Here is an 18,386-nt window from a genome sequence, read left to right as displayed (position 1 = left end):
CCGCCTCGTCGAGCGCGTTCAGGGCTCCCCAGGCGAGGTCGGCCAGCGTCGTACCGGCGACGTCGGGTTCGCCCATGGACTCGGGGTCGAGGAGCCTGAACACCATGTGGGCGACGAGGTAGGCGCCGTGCTCGGTGAGCGCGGCGCCGCGCCCCTCGTAGCGGCGGCGGAGTTCGAACCCTGGGCCAGGGCCTCGGCCACCGCCCGCACAGTCTGGGCGCCGTTCACCACGCTCGCGTTGTGCAGGGTCAGGGCGAGCGGGCGGTGCTGCGGGGCGCGGGCGGACCGCTCGACCTTCTCGACCCGGTCGCACAGCACGGTGATGCCGTTGTTGTAGTACCAGAAGTGCGCGGGCTCCTCGGTGAGGGTGTGGACGAGGGCGTTGTTGATGACGGTGCGGCCCAGCGGGTTGCGGATGTTGAGGCTGAACAGGCCCGCACCGTGTCGGGCCCACTCCCCCACCTGCTCGGCGTCCACGACTCCCTGGTAGGAGTCGTGGAGTGCGTCCGAACCCATGCCGAACCAGGGGTACAGCTCCGCCGTGAGGACCACCGGCTCGGGGGCCTGGTCGCTCCGTACGGACGCCCACACCTCGGGGGCGAGGATGATGCGGTTTCCCAGGACGTTCCCGAAGCGGTTGAATTCGTTCTCCCCGTTGGCGATCACCTGCAGGAAGCCCTGTCCCGGCTGGTCGGGCCGCATCAGGACCACGACCTGGGTGACGGGCACGGGGCCCTTGTCCATGACGGTCTTGGCGTACTCGGCCAGTTGCCGACCGCGCGGGTTGAACGGCGCGAAGTCCTCGTCGTCGATGAGCCGCAGTCCCGCCAGGAGTTCGAGGACGGCCTTGCGGTCGGCTCCGGCCCGCCCCTCGGGGCTCCATTTCGCCTGGACGAGATACACGTGCGGGTCCGGGCCATCGACGACCGCGATGGCGTCGATGCCCTGGTCGGCATGCCCGTCGATCACCGTGGCCGCCGCCTCGGCATGGCTGAAGCCGGTCACGATGCGCACGGCCTGTGCCGTGAGGGCCCGCGACAGCATGCGGTTGTCGTAGGCGTCCCCGGTGTAGCCTTCCAGGTCGTCGATGTCGAGGAGCCCTTGATAGGTGCTCTTCAGAGCGCTGCCCACCTGTCGGACCTGGGTGGCCACATTGGGCGGGGCGCCCGGGCCGTGTGTCGCGCTCATGTTCTTTCCCCTCCCGCCTGCCGGGCCGCGTCGCCCGCCGGGTCGATCGTTCCGGTGGTGTCCCGCCGGTTCAGGCATCCCCGCCGTCGAGGTCGAGCCGTATCAGCGCCAGCGCCTCGGCGACCTCCGCGGTCAGTTCGTCCGCCGGGCCGTAGACGACGTTCAGGTCGGCATGCAGTGGTTCGAGGACGACCGCGGCGTCGGCGGCCCGGCCCTGGGCGAGCAGCAGCATGCCGATGTCTCGGCGGAGCTCCACGGCTTCCTCGCTGACGTCGCTGTCCACGACCCGGACCACGGCAAGTACGGCTTCCAGCGCCGTGAGCGCCTCCGTCACCTGTCCGAGTTCGGCACGGCATCGGGCGGCCTGGGCGCGGCAGCCGCGGGCATGCTCGCTCGTGGGCCCCGCGATGCGGCCGTACGCGTCGGCCAGCGCTGTGAACTCGGGCAGGGCGGCACGGTAGTCCCCGCCGAGCAGCCGGACCGCCGCCCGCTTCGTACGCAGTTCGAGCACCTGCCGGTTCTCGGTGCCGAGGGCGCGGGCGGCGGGTTCGATGACCTCGCTGAGGACCTCTGCGGCCTGTGTGAAGCGCTCCTCTTGGAGGAGGGCGTCGGAGTGCGCGTGAGCGTCTTTGATGTCCGCCCTGAGTTCGTCCGGTACGGGGGCGGGCGCGGGAGCCTGCTTCCCCGAGGGCGTCGGGGCAGCCACCGGCCGGGGCCGGGAGCGGGGCGCGTACGGGTGGCGGAACAGCCCGGTCGGGTCCGGGGCGCCGGCCGGGCCGGGTCCACGTAGACGGACAGCGGGACGCCCTCGACCAGCTCCATGACGAGGAACAGACGCTCGTGGGTGTCGTCGAGCACGGCGTCGTAGACCTGCGGCACACCGGGGTGCCGGATGCGGGCCGTGATCTGGGCCTCGCGCCGGAACCGCTTGGCGAGCTCGTCCGCCAACTGCGGCGAGGTGACGGCCTGGGACCGGATGAGCTTCACGGCCACGGGCCGGTCCAACACGGAGTCGTAGCCGCGCCAGACGTCACCCATGCCGCCGTGGCTGAGCTCCTCCAGGAGTTCGTAACGTCCGTCGATGATCCGCTGCGGCACCGTACCCCTGCCCCGTGGTGTTGCTGTCGCCGACGTGCTACCCGAGGTGGTGTCGGCCGGCCCGACATGTCGGAACCGGTGTGGTGGGCGTGGCGATCTTCCGTCCAGGGAGGTGTACGAGGTCTGTCACATCTGGCCGAGAACCGTCTGTGCGTCGTGGTTTCGCCTGTCGTACTCGGCCCACACGACCTTGCCGGGTGCCTCGCGAAGCCGTGGGCCCCAGCCCCATCGGTCGGCGAGGGCGGCGACGAGGAAAAGACCGCGCCCGTCGGTACGGTCGGGGCCGGGGAAGTGCTGTGCGGGTTCCGGGAGCCGCTCGCCGCGGGTGTCGGCCACCTCGATCCGCACGGTGGAGAACGGCTGTGCGGGCACGGTGAGGCGCACGTGGAAGTCCCGGCCCGGCACGCGGCCGTGGTGGACGGCGTTCGCGGTGAGCTCGGCCACGAGGAGAGTCACGGCGTCATGCGCCTCGGTGCCGTACGGGAGCCCCCAGGCGTGCAGCCGCTCCGCGCACAGCCGGCGGGCGAGCCGGGCGCCGCGGGGCGTGGAGGTGAAGCGCATCTCGAAGTGGTGTGCGGGCATCGTGGGTTGGGTGGGGTCGGCAGTGCCGGTGGGGTTGTTCGTCATGGCTCCACGGTGGGCCGCGGTGGCGTAGCGTGACCATGGGTGACGCGCCGTCGCGTTCCGCTTGTACGCGGGCAGGCGGTGCGGTGTACGCGCGCGGAAGGGTGGCGGCTGTGCGGGAAGATGACGCGAGGGCCGGACGGGAGCCGGAGGAGCCGGAGGAGCGGCCCGGGTCGGCGGGTCCGGTGGGGCAGCGGCCGGAGGAGGAGCCTGGGCAGGGCGTGGTCACGGCGTTCGGAAGGCAGTTGAAGCTGTTCCGGACCCGGGCCGGGCTGGAACGGGCCGAGTTCGGGAAGCTGGTGGGATACGCGGCGCAGTCGATCGCCTCGTTCGAGCAGGGGCGGCGTATCCCGCCGCCGAGGTTCATCGACCAGTCGGACGACGTGCTGGACGCGGGGGGTGTACTCAAGGCGCTGAAGGAGGAGGTGGCGCGGGCGCAGTATCCGGCCTTCTTCCGGGACATGGCGCGGTTGGAGGCGGAGGCCCTTGAGCTGTTCCTGTACGCGACGCAGGCCGTGCCTGGGCTGCTGCAAACGGAGGAGTACACGCGCGCGCTTCTCGCTATGCGGCGACCACTGTTGGATGAGGCCACCATCGAACAGCGCGTTGCCTCTCGGGCAGCCAGACAGGACATCTTCGGCCGATGGCCTGCCCCACTGATGAGTTTCGTCATCGATGAGGCAGTGCTGCGGCGCCCATATGGTGGGACAGTTGTGCTGCGCGGTGTGTTGGAACAGATTCTTCTCATCGGGCAGAAGCGCAATGTCGAGATCCAGGTCATGCCTGTCAGCCGCGAGGACAACGCGGGGGTCGACGGGCCGTTCACTCTGATCACGACCAGGACCGGTGACCACGTGGCGTACCTGGAGGTCCAGGGGCGCAGCATCCTGCTCACAGATCGCAACGAGGTCCGCTCTGTGGCGGCGCGTCATGGGATCATCCGATCGCAGGCGCTCACGCCTCAGGAGACCACGGAACTCGTCGAGAAGTTGCTGGGAGAGCTATGAACACGGCACGAACTTCACCCAAGGAACCGGAACTCCTGTGGCGGAAGAGCAGCTACAGCAGCGGCGAGGGCGGTCAGTGCGTGGAGGTCGCCTGGCGGAAGAGCAGCTACAGCGGTGCTGAGGGCGGCGAGTGCGTCGAGGTGGCCGCCACCCCCGGCACCGTGCACGTCCGCGACTCCAAGCAGCTCGGCGGGCCCGTGCTGAGCGTGAGCCCCCAGGCGTGGGCCGGGCTCGTGGAGTTGGCGGCCGAGCAGACAGCCTGACGCGGAAGGGGCCTCGTACACCGCCGAGGTGTACAAGGCCCCCGACTCATGCCGAGGGCGGCTACGCCGCGTCGTCCACACCCTCCTCGCGGCGGATCATCCGCCACGCGGCGCGGCGTGCGCTGCGGTCCAGGCTGGACTTGAAGTTCCGGTCCGCGCCGAAGTACTGGCGGCCGAGACCGGCGATGGAGTCGACGTGGTCGGCCATCTTGTCGGCGAAGACCTTGTCGAAGACCCTGCCGAAGTTGTCCTCGTCGTTGACGACGGCCGCGGCCCGGACCTTGGCGTCGGCCTTGGCCTCCTCGAAGGGCCGGATGACGTCCTGTTCGGTGAATTCCGTGCCGAACTTGGCGTGCGGACAAGTGTGGTGGATGGGTGCGAAGTTCGGGTGCGGTTCAGGCCGGTTCGGTGTCGGCCGACGGCCCGGCCGTGACCGAAGGCGGGCCCTCGGTCGGGAGCAGCGCGCCGCCCGTGAGGCCGTCCGCCAGCAGGGCCGCCGTCTCCTCCGCGAGCCGCGCGGCCTGCCGTGCCCGGGCGCGCAGGTCGTGGACGTACCGGAAGGCCTCGCCGTAGCGGCGCTGCTCCTCCAGTGGGAGCAGCGGGACCCGGAGCCGGCCCGGGGCGACGTGCAGGACGGTGCTGCCGGTGGAGGCCCCGGCGACGTTCTCCGCCGAGCCGACGAATCCGGCCAGGAACCAGGGGTCCAGGCGGGCCGGGTCGGGGCGCAGGAGGTGGACCTGAGGGCCGAGGAGTGCGCCCGCGTCCGCGTCGTCGGCCACCCGGGCCATCGGCCCGGCACCGCCGACGACCGCCCGGACGAGGACATCTCCGGCGGCGATCACCGGTGCGGTGGCGGTCGCGGAGCCCAGCTCCGTCGGGTCGCCGGTCGGGCCCGTCCCCCGGGCGATGTCGGCCCCGGTGAGGACCGGCGCGGCCGTGGGGTCCCCCCCGTCCGGCTCCGGAGCCTTGGTGTCCGGCACGGTACGGAGCAGGGTCAGTGCCCCGCCCCGGGCGAGGTCGGAGGCGGTGGCCGTTCGCCAGTCCCGGGCCGAGCGGCCGGGTGCCGTCCAGCCGGTGTGGTCAGCCGTGTCGAGGAGGGCGCGGGCGGCCTCGGTCAGCTCTCGGCGGCCCGTCTCCGTACGGGTGGACAGCTCGACGGGGTCGACGTCCGTACGCGAGATGCGGACCAGGCGGGCCGGGGTGAGGTCGACGAGGTCGTCGAGGAGGTCGAGGACCGGTACCGCGCGTGCGGTGCCGGGCTCGGCCTCGAACCGGTCCGGGTCGGCGGTGAAGGCCTCCCAGTGGGCGAGTGTCCGGGTCGTCAGTCCGGGCCAGTCGATCGGGGCCCGGGAGGAACTCGTGCGCGGCCCGCCCGTGGCCCGCTCCCCGGTCTCCGGCGAGGGTGCGCCGGCCGTGTCGACGAACAGCACCGACCTCCGCTCCGGACCGCCCGGCTCGGGCCGGCACAGGACCCACAGGTGCAGGCCCACGTGCAGGGGTGGCGCGGCACCTGCCGGGAGGGCCAGCACGGCCCGCACGGCGCCGCTGCGCACCAGCTCGGCCCGGACCCTGCGCCCGGAGGCGCGGGAGGCGGTGGCGGGCGGCAGGATCAGCACGGCCCAACCGCCGGGGACGAGGTGGGCAAGGCAGTGCTGCACCCAGGCGAGCTCGGACTCGGAACGCACCGGCACGCCGTACGCCCAGCGCGGGTCGTAGGCGAGCTCGTCGTGGCCCCAGTCGCGGTCGCCGTACGGCGGGTTGCACACCACCGCGTCGGCCGTCAGATCGTCGAAGGCGTCCGCGCGCAGGCTGTCGCCGATGCGCACGGTGACCTCGGCGCCTGGCGCGACGATCCTCAGCCCGGCCGCGGCGCGCTGGGCCTGCACGGGTACGGAGTCCTGGCCGAGGAGTTCGGTGACACCGCGCCCGGCGGCGGCCGCCAGGAGCGTGCCGCTGCCGCAGGCCGGATCCAGGACGCGCGCGACCCCGGCCGGGAGCAACGCCTCGACCAGCTGCGCCAAGCGCTCCGGAGTCCCGTACACGCCGGTCGTGGCACCGTCATCGAGCTCCCTTTCCGCGAGCACCGTGAGGGCGGCCGGACCTCCCGCCTCGCGCACGCAGCGCAGGAGCGCGCGCAGCGTGGTGCCGTCGGGCGCGGAGAAGAGAGGGCCTGAGGGTGTCGTCGGACCGGGGAGCGAGGCAAGGAGTCCGGCCGCCTCCTCGGAGGCGCGAGCGGCGAGTTCGGCGTCCGTGAGGTCGGCGAGCGCCGCCGTCTCGTCCGGGGCACGGCGGGCGAGCGCGAGGACGAAGCCGATGCGGCCGGTCGTTCTGTCCGGGTCGGACGTCTGGAGGCGGACCGCGGTGCGGAGTTCCTCCCGGGCGTCGGCGACGCGCGGGTGACCGCGTGAGCCGAGCCATGCCCGGACCGCTCCGAGTTCGTAGAGCGGGCTGGTGTCGGTGCCGCCGGTCGGAGCGGGGAAGTCGTCGTGCCGCCTGCGCCAGTTGCTGACGGTGGCCCGGGTGACACCGGCGATGCGGGAGATATCCGCGGCTGTCACATGGGCTGTTGTCTCGGGCATGGCCGGGCGACACCTCTCCTCGGAGTGAACAGCTCACAGACTACACCACAGCCAAAAAGGCAATTCTTGTTTGACAGTGCTTTCATGACACCCCGGATGGCGGACCGGCGACGCTTCGTCGCTCATGAGGTGGGCTTCCGATACCGGGTGCAGCATGGAAGTACCAGCGATCAGGAGGTGCGTGATCATGGCCGAGTTCATGGACGTTCACCACGGGATGAAGGGGATCACCAGCGAGCAGCTGCAGGAAGCGCATCGCGCGGACCTGGCCATCGAGGGCGAGGAGCGGGTGCACTTCAAGCAGGCCTGGGCAGACCCTAAGTCCGGCGAGGTCTACTGCCTGTCGGAGGCGCCGTCGGCGGAGGCGGTGCGGCGCATTCACGAGCGCGCCGGCCACCCGGCGGACGAGATCCACCCGGTGCCGCTGACGGCCTGACACCGCGCCCGGCGCGGAAATGCGCGCACAAGTTCCGCATACCCCAAAGGGGGCCCTCCTTGCGCGGAGGGCCCCCTCGGTCGCGTGGGCGCGGACAAGGCGCCGTCACCAGCGGCGGCGGAACGGGTACCGGCCGGTCCGCCGTGACCTCGCGGGACTTGAGCCCCCGCCTGCCGTGACGCCTGCCGGAGTCAGTCCACTTCTCGCCGACCACCGGCCGGGTCTCCCGGAGGGTGAGAGTGAGGGTCGGCAGCTCACCGGCCGTTGCGAAGACGAAGACCGGGCGGGACGCATGACACAGTTGCCCACCGGCGGAACGGGACACCAATCGGCAGGCACTTTTCGTCACCGCGGACCCAAGGGCCACCGGCCGAGAAGCGACCTGCGGGCCGGTGATCGCGCGGGCGACCGCTCACAGCACGATCACACGACGGTGGCCCGTCAGCCCGGATGGGCTGACGGGCCACGATGGCGCCGTGCAGGGGCGTCCTCAGGCGGTCGCGAGCTTCGGGTTCTCGCCGTACTCGTTCGCCTCCGGCTTGCCCTCGCCGGCCATGAAGACCAGCACGATGATGGGGCCGACCAGCGGGATGATGCCGAGGAGCACGAACCAGCCCGAACGGCCGGTGTCGTGGAGGCGGCGGACGGTCACACCGAGGCTGGGGAGGAACGTCAGGAGAACGTAGATCGGGCCGAGGATCCCGAGGCCGAGAACTCCGTAGTCGAGGCCCATCAGCACCAGCTGGACGATCACGTTGATGAGCGTGAACATCCAGAACTCCTGGCGGCGCGCGCGGCCGCTGAACACGGCGTACTTCTTGAGGACGTCGAGGTACCAGTGCATGGGTCTTCCCGGGGATCGAGCGGCGGAGCGCCGGTGTGTAAGAACAAGCCAGCGCGGAATGTAGATGGCCTGATGTGCACTGGTCAATAAGTTATCCGGATGCCGCCGATCGGTAACCAAGATCAGCGCCATCTGCCCTGATTTACTCTGATTTGCTCTGACGTTGACGCCATAACGATCGCCGCATCCGCGAGGAGTGCCGACCCGGGTCAGCGCCGATGTCGACACTTCCCCCGCCGGTTCGACACTCCCGCCGCCGACGCCGTAGCGGACGGAGCACCGCGAGCCTGTTTTTTCATTACCCCCATTTCCATGAATAGCCGCGATATGGCGGAGGAATTGGCACAACGCTCGAATGAGTGTTCAGCGCATCATCCCTTCACCGGGCCACCACTAACCCGTTCGGCCCATTCCCGGCCGACGCCGCGCAAGCTCCCCAACCCGGGCCGCATACGCCCCCTGCGTGCGGAAGGCGCTACCGGGCAGGCCGACACGAGTGGCTTCGAGTGGCACCGCGACCAGGGGCGACGGAGACTAGGGGCAGGGTTTTGTGATCAGAAAAGAGAGACTCGCATGGAGGAAAAATCTGTCGAGGTCTTGACGCCCAGGCCGGGTCAATCGGAAATAACGAAAAGCGGCAGCGCGGATCCGGCCAATGGTACCGAGCAGATTTTCGCCGAGGTGCTGGCTGAGGTCGTCAGCATCGAACGGGTGTCTGTCGACAGCCACTTCTTCAATGATCTGGGGGCCAATTCACTGGTGATGGCGCAGTTCTGCGCCCGCGTCCGGAAGCGGGACGACCTGCCTTCGGTCTCGATGAAGGACGTCTACAAGAACCCGACGATTCGCAGCCTCGCGAGCGCACTCATGGAAGTGGAAGTGACGGCGCCGCCTGCCGCAGTCGAGGAGTCGGCCGCCGAGCCGGCGACCGAACCCGGGGCGGAAGCAGCGCGAGCGGACGGCGCCGGGGCCGAACCCGGCCACCGGCCATGCGAGGGCGCGCGGGCCGCGGGGTCGGCCTATGTGCTGTGCGGGACCGCGCAGTTCCTGATCTTCCTCGGCTACTGCTTCGCCGCCGGTACGGTCACCGCCGCCGGGTACGGGTGGGTGTCCACCGCCTCGGGCGCTCTGGACGTCTATCTGCGCTCCATGGTGTTCGGCAGTGCCGGGATGATCGCGCTCTGCACGTTCCCGATCGTGGCGAAGTGGCTGCTCATCGGGCGCTGGAAGCCGCGCGAGTTCCCGGTGTGGGGCCTGACGTATCTGCGTTTCTGGACCGTCAAGGTGCTGATCCATGCCAGCCCGATGGTCCTTCTGGTCGGGAACCCGCTCTATGTGCTGTACCTGCGGGCCCTCGGCGCGAAGATCGGGAAGAACGTCACACTGCTCTCCCGCACCATCCCGGTCTGCACCGACCTGCTGACCATCGGCGAGGGGACGGTGGTACGCAAGGACTCGTTCCTCCTCTGCTACCGGGCGCACGCCGGGCTCGTCCAGACCGGCCCGATCACGCTGGGACGGGATGTCCTCATCGGCGAGAAGACCGTGCTCGACATCGACACGTCGATGGGTGACGGCGCACAGCTGGGGCACTCGTCCGCGCTCCAGAGAGGCGAGCACATCCCGCACGGCGAGCACTGGCACGGGTCCCCCGCCGAGCGCACGGAGATCGACTACTTGCGGGTGGCCCCCGCGAAGTGCGGGACGCTGCGGCGGGCGGGCTACGGCCTCGCCACCCTGCTCCAGATGTTTCTGCTGTATGTGCCGTTGGGTATCGGCGGGGCCTACATCCTGGTCACGGAAATCCCCTCGCTGGGCAAGCTGCTGGACCCCGGGGCATCCGCGGTGACGTCGCCGGCGATATACATCGACGCACTTGTCGTTTCGCTGGTGCTGTTCGGTGGATTCGTCATCCTCGGCCTTGCAGGAATGCTCACCGTGCCCCGGATGATGAATATCTTCATCAAACCGGACAAGGTTTATCCGCTCTATGGATTCCACTATTCGGTGCATCGGACGATCTCCCGGTTCACCAACATCAAGTTCTTCAAATGGCTATTCGGTGACAGCTCCTACATCGTCTACTACCTCAAGGGGCTGGGATACGACCTGTCACGGGTCGAGCAGACCGGTTCGAACTTCGGTACCGAAGTGCAGCACGAAACTCCCTTTCTGAGCACCGTCGGCAGCGGCACGATGATCGCGGACGGTCTCTCCGTCGTGAACGCGGACTTCTCCAGCACGTCTTTCCGGGTCTCCCGGGCGACCATCGGTGCACACAATTTCTTCGGCAACAACATCGCCTTCCCCTCCGGTGCCAGGACCGGCGAGAACTGCCTGCTGGCCACGAAGGTGATGGTGCCGCTGGACGGCGAGATCCGTGAGGGCGTGGGGCTTTTGGGGTCACCGTGCTTCGAGATCCCCCGGTCGGTGGAGCGCGACTCGCGGTTCGACCACCTCAGGACCGGGGACGAACTGCACCGGCAGCTGGGGGCGAAGAACCGCTACAACCTGCGCTCGATGGCGTTGATGCTCTCCATGCGCTGGTTCATGTTCTTCGTCATCACCCTGATCGGCCTGACCACGGTCGACCGCTACGGCGCGCTCGGGCAGGGGCTGATCGCCGTGTCCCTGGCCCTCGTGCTGGCGTTCACCATGCTCTACCTCGTCCTCGTGGAACGCGTCATCGGGCGGTTCCGGCCGCTCGAGCCGCAGCTGTGCTCCATCTACGACCCGTACTTCTGGTGGCATGAGCGCCTCTGGAAGGTCCCCAGCGAGTACTTCAACGTCCTCAACGGCACCCCGTTCAAGAACGTGGTCTGGAGACTGCTCGGGGTGCGGATCGGCAAGCGCGTCTTCGACGACGGCGCCTTGATGACGGAGCGGACCCTCACCACCATCGGCGACGACTGCACCCTCAACGCCGGCAGCAAGGTCCAGTGCCACTCGCAGGAGGACGGCACCTTCAAGTCCGACTACAGCGTCATCGGGTCCGGCAGCACGCTCGGTGTCGGTGCCCATGTCCACTACGGCGTGTCGATGGGCGACGGTGCGGTGCTCGCCGCCGACTCCTTCCTCATGAAGGGCGAGGAAGTGCCCGCGTACGACCAGTGGGGCGGAAACCCGGCAGCCCAGTTGCGGGACGCCCGCAGCACCCGGTCTTGAGTCTCGACAGGAAAGGTCCGATGGGAATGCGCATGGAGACCGCCATCGACGCCCGGGACAGCGCCCGGGACTTCTGGCGCGGTGTGCTGGGCCCAGGCGGTTTCGCCGCCGTACCGCGCTGGACGTCGGATCCGGTGCCCGGGGTGGGCGAGCGGGAGTCCCTGATCCCTGACGAGGCCGCGTCGGCGCTGCCCGGGCTTGCGGCCCAGCTGCGGGTTCCGGTGGAGTCGGTGCTGCTGGCCGCGCATGCCAAGGTGCTGTCGGCCCTGTGCGGTGAGGACGACGTCCTGGCCGGAAATGTGGTCGCGGCGGGCGGGCCGGCCGCTCCGTGCCGGCTGGATCTGACGGCGTCCTCCTGGCGGGAGCTGGTGCTGGGGGCGGACCGGGCCGCCCGTGATGTGCAGGCCCGTCTGGGCTTTCCCTGGCGGGAGCTGGGCGGTGAGCTGGGCTTCTCCGGGGCGCCGTTCGAGGTCGTCTTCGACCCGTACGGCGGGGAGGCCGCACCGGATGAGCACTCGGTGCTGTGCGTCGCGGCCGTACGCCGGGGCGGGCGGTGGGCCATACGGGTGCGCTACCGCACCGACGTCCTGGACGATGAGGCGGGCGAGCGGATCGCCGGGTACCACGTCACCGCGCTGGGGCTGCTGTGCGCGGACATCGACGCGGGGCACACCGGTGAGGGGCTGGTGGGCGCACAGGAGCTGCGCCACCAGCTGGAGGAGCTGGCAGGACCTGAGCGGGTGCTGCCGCAGACCCGCGCGCACGAGTTGTTCGAGCAGCGGGCACGCGCCCACCCGGACGCGGTCGCCGCCGTGCGCGGTCAGGACTCCCGGACGTACGGGGAGTTGAACGGACGGGCGAACCGGCTCGCCCGGGCCCTGCTCGCCGCCGGCCTACGCCCTGAGCAGCCGGTGGCGGTGGTCACCGAGCGCAGCCTGGACTGGCTGACGGCGGTCTGGGCGGTGTTCAAGGCCGGTGGTGTCTACCTGCCCGTCGAACCGCACTTCCCCGCCGAGCGGATCCGCGGCGTCCTCACCCGTGCGAACTGCGCGCTGGTGCTCACCGAATCCGGCAGCACCGACCACCTGGAGGAAGCGCTCGGCCGACTGCCGGACGTACGGCGGCTGCTGATCGACGACGCCGTGAGCACCCAGCGGGACGAAGGCGACCTCGATGTGGTGGTGGGGCCCCACCAGCTCGCGTACATCTACTTCACCTCCGGCTCCACCGGCGAGCCCAAGGGCGCGATGTGCGAGCACGCCGGAATGCTCAACCACCTCCACGCCAAGATCGACGATCTCGGCATCAGTGCGGGCTCGGTGGTCGCCCAGACCGCGCCGCAGTGCTTCGACATCTCGCTGTGGCAGCTCATCGCCGCCCAGTTGGTGGGCGGACGCACCGTACTGGTGGACCAGGACACCATCCTCGACGTACCGCGCTTCATCGACACGGTCGACCGGCACAGGGTCGACGTCGCACAGCTCGTGCCGTCGTACCTGGAAGCGGTCCTCACCCACCTCGAACGCCACCCCCGGCCGCTGCCCCACCTGCGCTGCGTCTCGGTGACCGGGGAGGCCCTCAAGCGTGAACTGGCGGCCCGCTGGTTCGCCGCCCAGCCCTCGATCGCCCTGCTCAACGCCTACGGGCTGACCGAGACCAGCGACGACACCAACCACCAGCTCATGCGCACCGCCCCCGACCGCATCCTGCTGGGACCTCCGGTCCCCAACGTACGGGTGTACGTCGTCGACGAACACCTCCACCCCGTGCCCCTCGGCGCGCCCGGCGAGATCGTGTTCTCCGGCGTCTGCGTCGGCCGCGGCTACATCAACGACCCCGAACGCACCCGCGCCGCCTTCGGCACCGACCCCTACCGCCCCGGCGCGCGTCTCTACCGCAGCGGCGACCGCGGCCGCTGGCACCCGAACGGGGCGCTCGAATTCCTCGGACGGCGCGACACCCAGGTCAAGATCCGCGGTTTCCGCATCGAGATCGGCGAGATCGAGAACACCCTGCTCACTCTCCCCGGAATCCGCGACGCGGCCGTCATCGTCAGCGACCACCCGGCCACCGGCCCTCATCTGACGGCCTACTACACCCGCCACACCGCTCTCGAGCAGAGCGACGACCAGAACGAACTCGCCACCTCGCTCGCGGCCCACCTGCCCGCGTACATGGTCCCGACCGTCTACCACCACCGCGAGGAACTGCCCCTCACCCCCAATGGCAAGGTCGACAAGAAGGCGCTCGCCCGTGAAGGCGCGCAGGCTCCGGCCCGGGACCCCTCCCCGGACACCGCGGCGGGCGGCGCTCCCGACACCCGCACCGAACAGCGCCTCGCCCTTGCGTACGCCGCCATCCTCGGTGTTGCCGCCGACCGCGTCAGCCGTGACGACCACTTCTTCGACTGCGGCGGCACCTCGCTCTCCGCCGTCAAACTCGCCATCGCCCTCGACCGCGCCATCACCCTCAAGGACATCACCGCCCACCCGGTCCTCTCCGACCTCGCCGGCCTCATCGACACCAGGTCCGGTGCGGCACACGAACAGCCCGGCGGCGGGGACCACCACGTACTGCGTACCCGCCCCACCGGGGCGGCCGACGCCGTACTGCACACCGCCGACCGACCGACTGCCTGAAGCCCCGAACCGACCGAAAGGAAACACGCGATGTCGTCCTCACCCCCCGCACCGCTGCTGGAGGCGGAGGTGCCCGCGGGCAAGCCGCCGATGCTGCGCGTCGACAACCCCGGCGATGCCACCACCTGGGCGGCCCGGCACCGAGACGCGCTGCGGGCGACCGTGGCCGAGCACGGGGCGCTGCTCGTCCGCGGTCTGGGCATCAGCGACACCACGCAGGCTGCCGGGGTGTTCCACGTCTTCGCACCTGAGCTGATGGACAACAAGGAAGCGTTCGCGGCGCGCGAGGACTACGGCCGGGGCGTCTATTCCTCCGCGACCTGGCCGCCGAACCAGCCGATGTGCATGCACCATGAGCTCAGTTACGCCCTCACCGTGCCGTCGCTGCTGATGTTCGCCTGTCTCAAGGCGCCCGCCGACGGCGGTGCGACCGGTGTCGCCGACGCCGCCGAGGTCTGCCGGGCACTGCCCGCCGAACTGGTCGACCGGTTCGCGCGGCAGGGCTGGCTGCTGGACCGCTGCTACAACGACGAGATCGGCGCGTCGGCGGCGGAGGCGTTCGGCACGGACGACCGCTCGGCCATCGAGGAGTACTGCCGCGCCAACGCGATCGAGTACACCTGGGACGAGGACGGCAGTCTGCGCACCCGTCAGCACCGCCAAGCCGTCGTCGACCATCCCGCCGACGGGCGCCGCTGCTGGTTCAACCAGATCGCGTTCCTGAGCGAGTTCACCCTCGCCCCCGAGGTACGCGAGTACCTCATCGACGTGTACGGCGCCGACGCCCTGCCGTTCACCACCCGCTACGGCAACGGCGACCCGCTCGACCAGGACACCGTCAACCTGATCAACAGCGTCTACGACGCCCACACCCGACGTGAGCCCTGGCAGGACGGCGACCTGATGCTGGTGGACAACCTGCGCACCGCGCACAGCCGGGAGGCCTACGAAGGCGACCGCAGCGTCCTGGTCGCGATGGCCCAGCCCCATCCCGCCACCAGTCCCGAGGGGCACGGGGGGAGCGCGCGATGACCACGGACACGAACCCTCAGACCGGGCCCGGGGCCGCCACGGGCACAGGCATGCACATGGGCGTGCCGCCGTTCTCAGTGATCTCAGGCGCCCAGGTCCAGCGGGTCCTGCAAGGCCACGAGAAGCACATCGTGGACCTGGTCGAGGCCACGTACCTGCTCCATGGCGCCGGGAAGACCGTCAACCCGCCCTCGTACTTCCTGCGTTTCCCCGACCGTCCCGGCTCGCGCATCATCGCGCTGCCCGCGTCCATCGGGGGAGCCGACGCCGTCGACGGCCTGAAGTGGATCTCCAGCTTCCCCCACAACGTGGAGGCGGGGATCCCCCGCGCCTCAGCCGTGCTCATCCTCAACGACCATGAGACCGGCTATCCCTTCGCCTGCCTGGAGAGCTCCATCATCAGCGCCACCCGCACCGCCGCGTCGGCGGCGCTGGCCGCCGACCACCTCACCCGGCACACCGCACGGCCCACCCGTGTCGGCTTCTTCGGCACCGGTCTGATCGCGCGCTACATCCACACCTTCCTGAACACCACCGGCTGGAGCTTCGACGAGATCGGCATCCACGACCTGTCCGCCGACAGCGCCGCCGGGTTCCGCCGGTACCTCGAAGAGCACAACACCCCGGGTCGTATCACCATCCACGACAGCGCGGAGGAGCTGATCCGCGCCGGCGACCTCGTCGTCTTCGCCACCGTCGCGAGCCGGCCCCATGTCACCAATCCCGCCTGGTTCGGCCACCACCCGCTCGTCCTGCATGTGTCGCTGCGCGATCTCGCCCCCGAGATCCTGCTCGACGCCACCAACATCGTCGACGACGTCGAGCACTGCCTGAAGGCCGACACCTCGCCCCACCTGGTCGAACAGCAGACCGGGAACCGCGACTTCCTCAGCGGCACGCTGGAGGACGTCATCAGCCGGCGGGTCGGTGTCCCCACCGACCGGACCGTCGTGTTCTCACCGTTCGGCCTCGGCGTGCTCGACCTCGCCGTCGGCAAGTACGTCTACGACGAAACCGCCCGCGCAGGGGAACTCCATACCATCCAGGACTTCTTCCACGAACGACGCAGACACGGATAGGAGCCACCACGAACCGCCCACGGCCGGATGTGGGGCATCCGCACGGCCCTGCTTCCTGAGGAGGCCATCGTGCCAGTCATATCCGATCCCTACGCCTTCAACGAGGACGATCTCTATGTCGACCTCAAGTCGGTCTTCGGAGACGGGCATGCCCTCTTCCTGAAGTGCGAGGGATTCAACTTCGCAGGTTCCATCAAGCTGAAAGCGGCCGTGGAGATGGTGGAGGCCGCGGAACGGGACGGCACCCTGGGTCCGGACTCCATCCTGGTCGAGTCGTCTTCCGGCAATCTGGGCGTCGCGCTGAGCATGATCGCCGCCAGTAAGGGCTACCAGTTCCTGTGCGTCACCGACTCGCGCTGCAACCTCTCCACGAGACTGATGATGGAGGCCCTGGGCAGCCAGGTGCATGTCATCGCGGGCCAGGAGGCGAACGGCGGATTCCTGGGCGCCCGGCTCGACTACGTCCGTGCGCTGTGCGCGTCCGACTCGCGGTACGTATGGCTCAGCCAGTACACCAATCCGAGCAACTGGAAAGCCCACCACCGTACGACCGCCCCCGAGATCGCCAGGAGCTTCCCACAGCTCGACGTGCTGTTCATCGGGGCCGGCACCACCGGGACCCTGATGGGCTGCGCGCGCTTCTTCAGGGAGTGGCACCGCCCGGTGCGGATCATCGCCCTGGACAGCGTGGGCTCGGTGGCCTTCGGGGGCCCGCCCGGACGCCGGATGATCCCCGGCCTCGGCATGAGCATGCGCCCCCCGCTGCTCGACGAGTCGTACGTGGACGAGGTGATCCGCGTCGAGGAGGTGGACACCATCCGGGCCTGCCACCGCCTGGCACGGCACGGGTTCCTCTTCGGGGGCTCCACCGGCACGGTGGTGAGCGGGGCGCTGGGATGGCTCGACCGGCACTGGACGCCCGGGCTCACGGCGGTGGCGATCGCCCCTGACCTCGGCGAGCGCTATCTCGACACCGTCTACCACGCCAACTGGCTGGAGGACCTGTACGGGGACGAGCTGTTCAACGCGGCCGCCGATACCGACGCCGAGGCGGAATCCGGACGCATGCCCGCGCCCGAACCCGAGACCGCCGACGATCCGTCCGGTGGGATGTGAACCCCGACGTTCCTCAGCCGGTAGCGCCGTGCAGTCGGACGGGCAACGCGACGAGGCGGTGGTTCACATCGCCCCGCTGCCAGGCGAGTTCGTCCTCCGGCACCGCCAACAGCGCGTCAGGGTAGCGCCGGGTCAGCTCCTCGACGGCCACGGCGATCTCGATCCGGGCCAGGGCTGCGCCCAGACAGCGGTGCATACCGTGCCCGAACGAGAGGTGCGGGTTGTGGGACCTGCGGAAGTCCAGCCGGTCCGGGTCGGCGAAGACGGACTCGTCCCGGTTGGCCGACGCGAAGGCGAGGAAGACGGCGTCCCCGGCCGGGATGGTGACCCCGCCGATGGTGATGTCATCGGTGGCGATACGGGGCAGGCCTGAGGTGTCGTCGCCGAGCAGGTTGACTCCGCGCAGCAGCTCCTCGACGGCCTCGGGCACCTCCTCGGGGTGCTCCCCCAGCCGCCGCCAGACGTCGCGGTGGCGGGAGAGCAGGGTGAGCACCGAGTTGGCGAGCTGGCTCGCGGACGAGTCGCCGCCCGCGCCGAGCAGGGTGTAGCCCAGCCCGATCAGCTCCTCGGTACTCAGCCGGTCGTCGCCGAGCCGGGCGGCGATCAGGGCGGAGAGCACGTCGTCGCCGGGGGCCTGTGCCCTGCCCGTCACCAGGCCTGCCATATAGGCGCCCAGCTGCTCCCGGGCCGCGACCGCCTCGTCCTGGGATCCGCCCACGTCGGCGAACTGCCGTATCCAGCCGTGGAACACCGTCCTGTCCGCTTCGGGGACGCCCAGCAGTTCGCAGATCACGGACAGGGCCAGCGGCCCGGTGAAGGCGCCGAGCAGATCCACCGGCCCTTCGGCCGCCTCCTTCTCGGCCAGGCCGAGCAACTCGTCCACGAGCTGCCGCACCCTCGGCCGCATGCGCTCGATCCGTTCCGGCGAGAACGCCTGGACGGCGAGCGCCCGAAGCCGGGTGTGGTCGGGCGGGTCCAGCGAGATGATCATTCCCGGAGGCGCCTGGAACAGCCCATCGAACTGCGGCGCGGACGGTTCGTAGGTCGCGGCCCGGCTCAGGCGCGAGTCCTCCAACGCGGTGCGGATGTCCTCATGTCGGGTGATCAGCCAGGCCGGCGTGCCGTTGGCGGTGGTCACCCGGACGACGGGCCGCTCGGCTCGCAGCCGACCGAAGAGCGGGTCAGGGCCGCGATGGCTCGATCCTGGGAACGGGAACCGGGGAAGATCTTCGGAGCGGGCCATGGCGGGGGGTCTCCTCGGGCGGCGCCTGCGCGGCGGATGTCGCGAAGGACCCTAGGGACGAGCGCTGGAGTGC

General features: G+C 70.0%; 13 protein-coding genes and 2 pseudogenes. 8 read left to right on the top strand and 7 right to left on the bottom strand.

What is annotated here, in order from left to right:
- Window positions 1–18 precede the first annotated feature (18 nt).
- From V1460_RS07805 to V1460_RS07795, 3 genes and pseudogenes are all read right to left on the bottom strand, one after another.
- Entirely contained in the window at window positions 19–1,188 is a 1,170-nt protein-coding gene (locus V1460_RS07805; RefSeq protein ID WP_338672958.1) for an AIPR family protein, read from the bottom strand.
- 70 nt (window positions 1,189–1,258) lie between these two features.
- Window positions 1,259–2,286, bottom strand: a pseudogene (locus tag V1460_RS07800) (protein kinase domain-containing protein).
- A gap of 126 nt (window positions 2,287–2,412) precedes the next feature.
- Entirely contained in the window at window positions 2,413–2,913 is a 501-nt protein-coding gene (locus V1460_RS07795) for an ATP-binding protein (protein WP_338672957.1), read from the bottom strand.
- Between the two features lie 110 nt (window positions 2,914–3,023).
- On the opposite strand from V1460_RS07795, the gene V1460_RS07790 reads away from it, so the two are divergent.
- Complete coding sequence (locus V1460_RS07790) at window positions 3,024–3,917, top strand: helix-turn-helix domain-containing protein (protein ID WP_407077421.1); 894 nt, start codon at window positions 3,024–3,026, stop codon at window positions 3,915–3,917.
- Window positions 3,914–4,180 carry a DUF397 domain-containing protein gene (locus tag V1460_RS07785; RefSeq protein ID WP_138053142.1) on the top strand — a complete coding sequence of 89 codons (267 nt, stop codon included), beginning with the start codon at window positions 3,914–3,916 and terminating at the stop codon, window positions 4,178–4,180. The genes V1460_RS07790 and V1460_RS07785 overlap by 4 nt, the downstream gene beginning before the upstream one ends.
- A gap of 61 nt (window positions 4,181–4,241) precedes the next feature.
- Here V1460_RS07785 and V1460_RS36240 read toward each other — a convergent pair.
- Window positions 4,242–4,529 (bottom strand): annotated as a pseudogene (locus tag V1460_RS36240) (hypothetical protein); the annotation flags it as partial.
- Window positions 4,530–4,575: 46 nt separating this feature from the next.
- Window positions 4,576–6,759 (bottom strand): N-6 DNA methylase, encoded by a 2,184-nt coding sequence (locus V1460_RS07775; RefSeq protein ID WP_338672954.1) that lies wholly within the window; start codon window positions 6,757–6,759, stop codon window positions 4,576–4,578.
- Window positions 6,760–6,946: 187 nt separating this feature from the next.
- Here V1460_RS07775 and V1460_RS07770 point away from each other — a divergent pair, with 187 nt between their 5' ends.
- A complete protein-coding gene (locus V1460_RS07770) occupies window positions 6,947–7,195 on the top strand; it encodes an SCO4226 family nickel-binding protein (protein WP_338672953.1) in 249 nt (82 codons plus the stop codon).
- Between the two features lie 490 nt (window positions 7,196–7,685).
- On the opposite strand, the gene V1460_RS07765 is transcribed toward V1460_RS07770, so the two are convergent.
- Complete coding sequence (locus V1460_RS07765) at window positions 7,686–8,039, bottom strand: DUF805 domain-containing protein (RefSeq protein ID WP_338672951.1); 354 nt, start codon at window positions 8,037–8,039, stop codon at window positions 7,686–7,688.
- Between the two features lie 573 nt (window positions 8,040–8,612).
- Here V1460_RS07765 and V1460_RS07760 point away from each other — a divergent pair.
- From V1460_RS07760 to sbnA, 5 genes are all read left to right on the top strand, one after another.
- On the top strand, window positions 8,613–11,204 hold the full coding sequence (locus tag V1460_RS07760) for a Pls/PosA family non-ribosomal peptide synthetase (protein WP_338677954.1): 2,592 nt from the start codon (window positions 8,613–8,615) through the stop codon (window positions 11,202–11,204).
- A 20-nt stretch (window positions 11,205–11,224) separates the two neighbouring features.
- The gene (locus V1460_RS07755) at window positions 11,225–13,843 is read left to right on the top strand and encodes an amino acid adenylation domain-containing protein (protein ID WP_338672950.1); all 2,619 of its coding nucleotides are present in this window, start codon (window positions 11,225–11,227) and stop codon (window positions 13,841–13,843) included.
- Window positions 13,844–13,873: 30 nt separating this feature from the next.
- A complete protein-coding gene (locus tag V1460_RS07750) occupies window positions 13,874–14,875 on the top strand; it encodes a TauD/TfdA family dioxygenase (RefSeq protein ID WP_338672948.1) in 1,002 nt (333 codons plus the stop codon).
- 50 nt (window positions 14,876–14,925) lie between these two features.
- Complete coding sequence (sbnB, locus tag V1460_RS07745; protein ID WP_338677952.1) at window positions 14,926–15,954, top strand: 2,3-diaminopropionate biosynthesis protein SbnB; 1,029 nt, start codon at window positions 14,926–14,928, stop codon at window positions 15,952–15,954.
- Window positions 15,955–16,023: 69 nt separating this feature from the next.
- Complete coding sequence (gene sbnA / locus V1460_RS07740; RefSeq protein ID WP_338672946.1) at window positions 16,024–17,070, top strand: 2,3-diaminopropionate biosynthesis protein SbnA; 1,047 nt, start codon at window positions 16,024–16,026, stop codon at window positions 17,068–17,070.
- A gap of 13 nt (window positions 17,071–17,083) precedes the next feature.
- Here sbnA and V1460_RS07735 read toward each other — a convergent pair whose 3' ends face one another.
- A complete protein-coding gene (locus V1460_RS07735; protein WP_338672944.1) occupies window positions 17,084–18,313 on the bottom strand; it encodes a cytochrome P450 in 1,230 nt (409 codons plus the stop codon).
- Window positions 18,314–18,386 lie beyond the last annotated feature (73 nt).

This window comes from Streptomyces sp. SCSIO 30461 (assembly GCF_037023745.1).
GTDB lineage: Bacteria > Actinomycetota > Actinomycetes > Streptomycetales > Streptomycetaceae > Streptomyces.
Note: the sequence above shows the minus strand (reverse complement) of the source record. Positions and strands in the feature narration are given on the sequence as shown.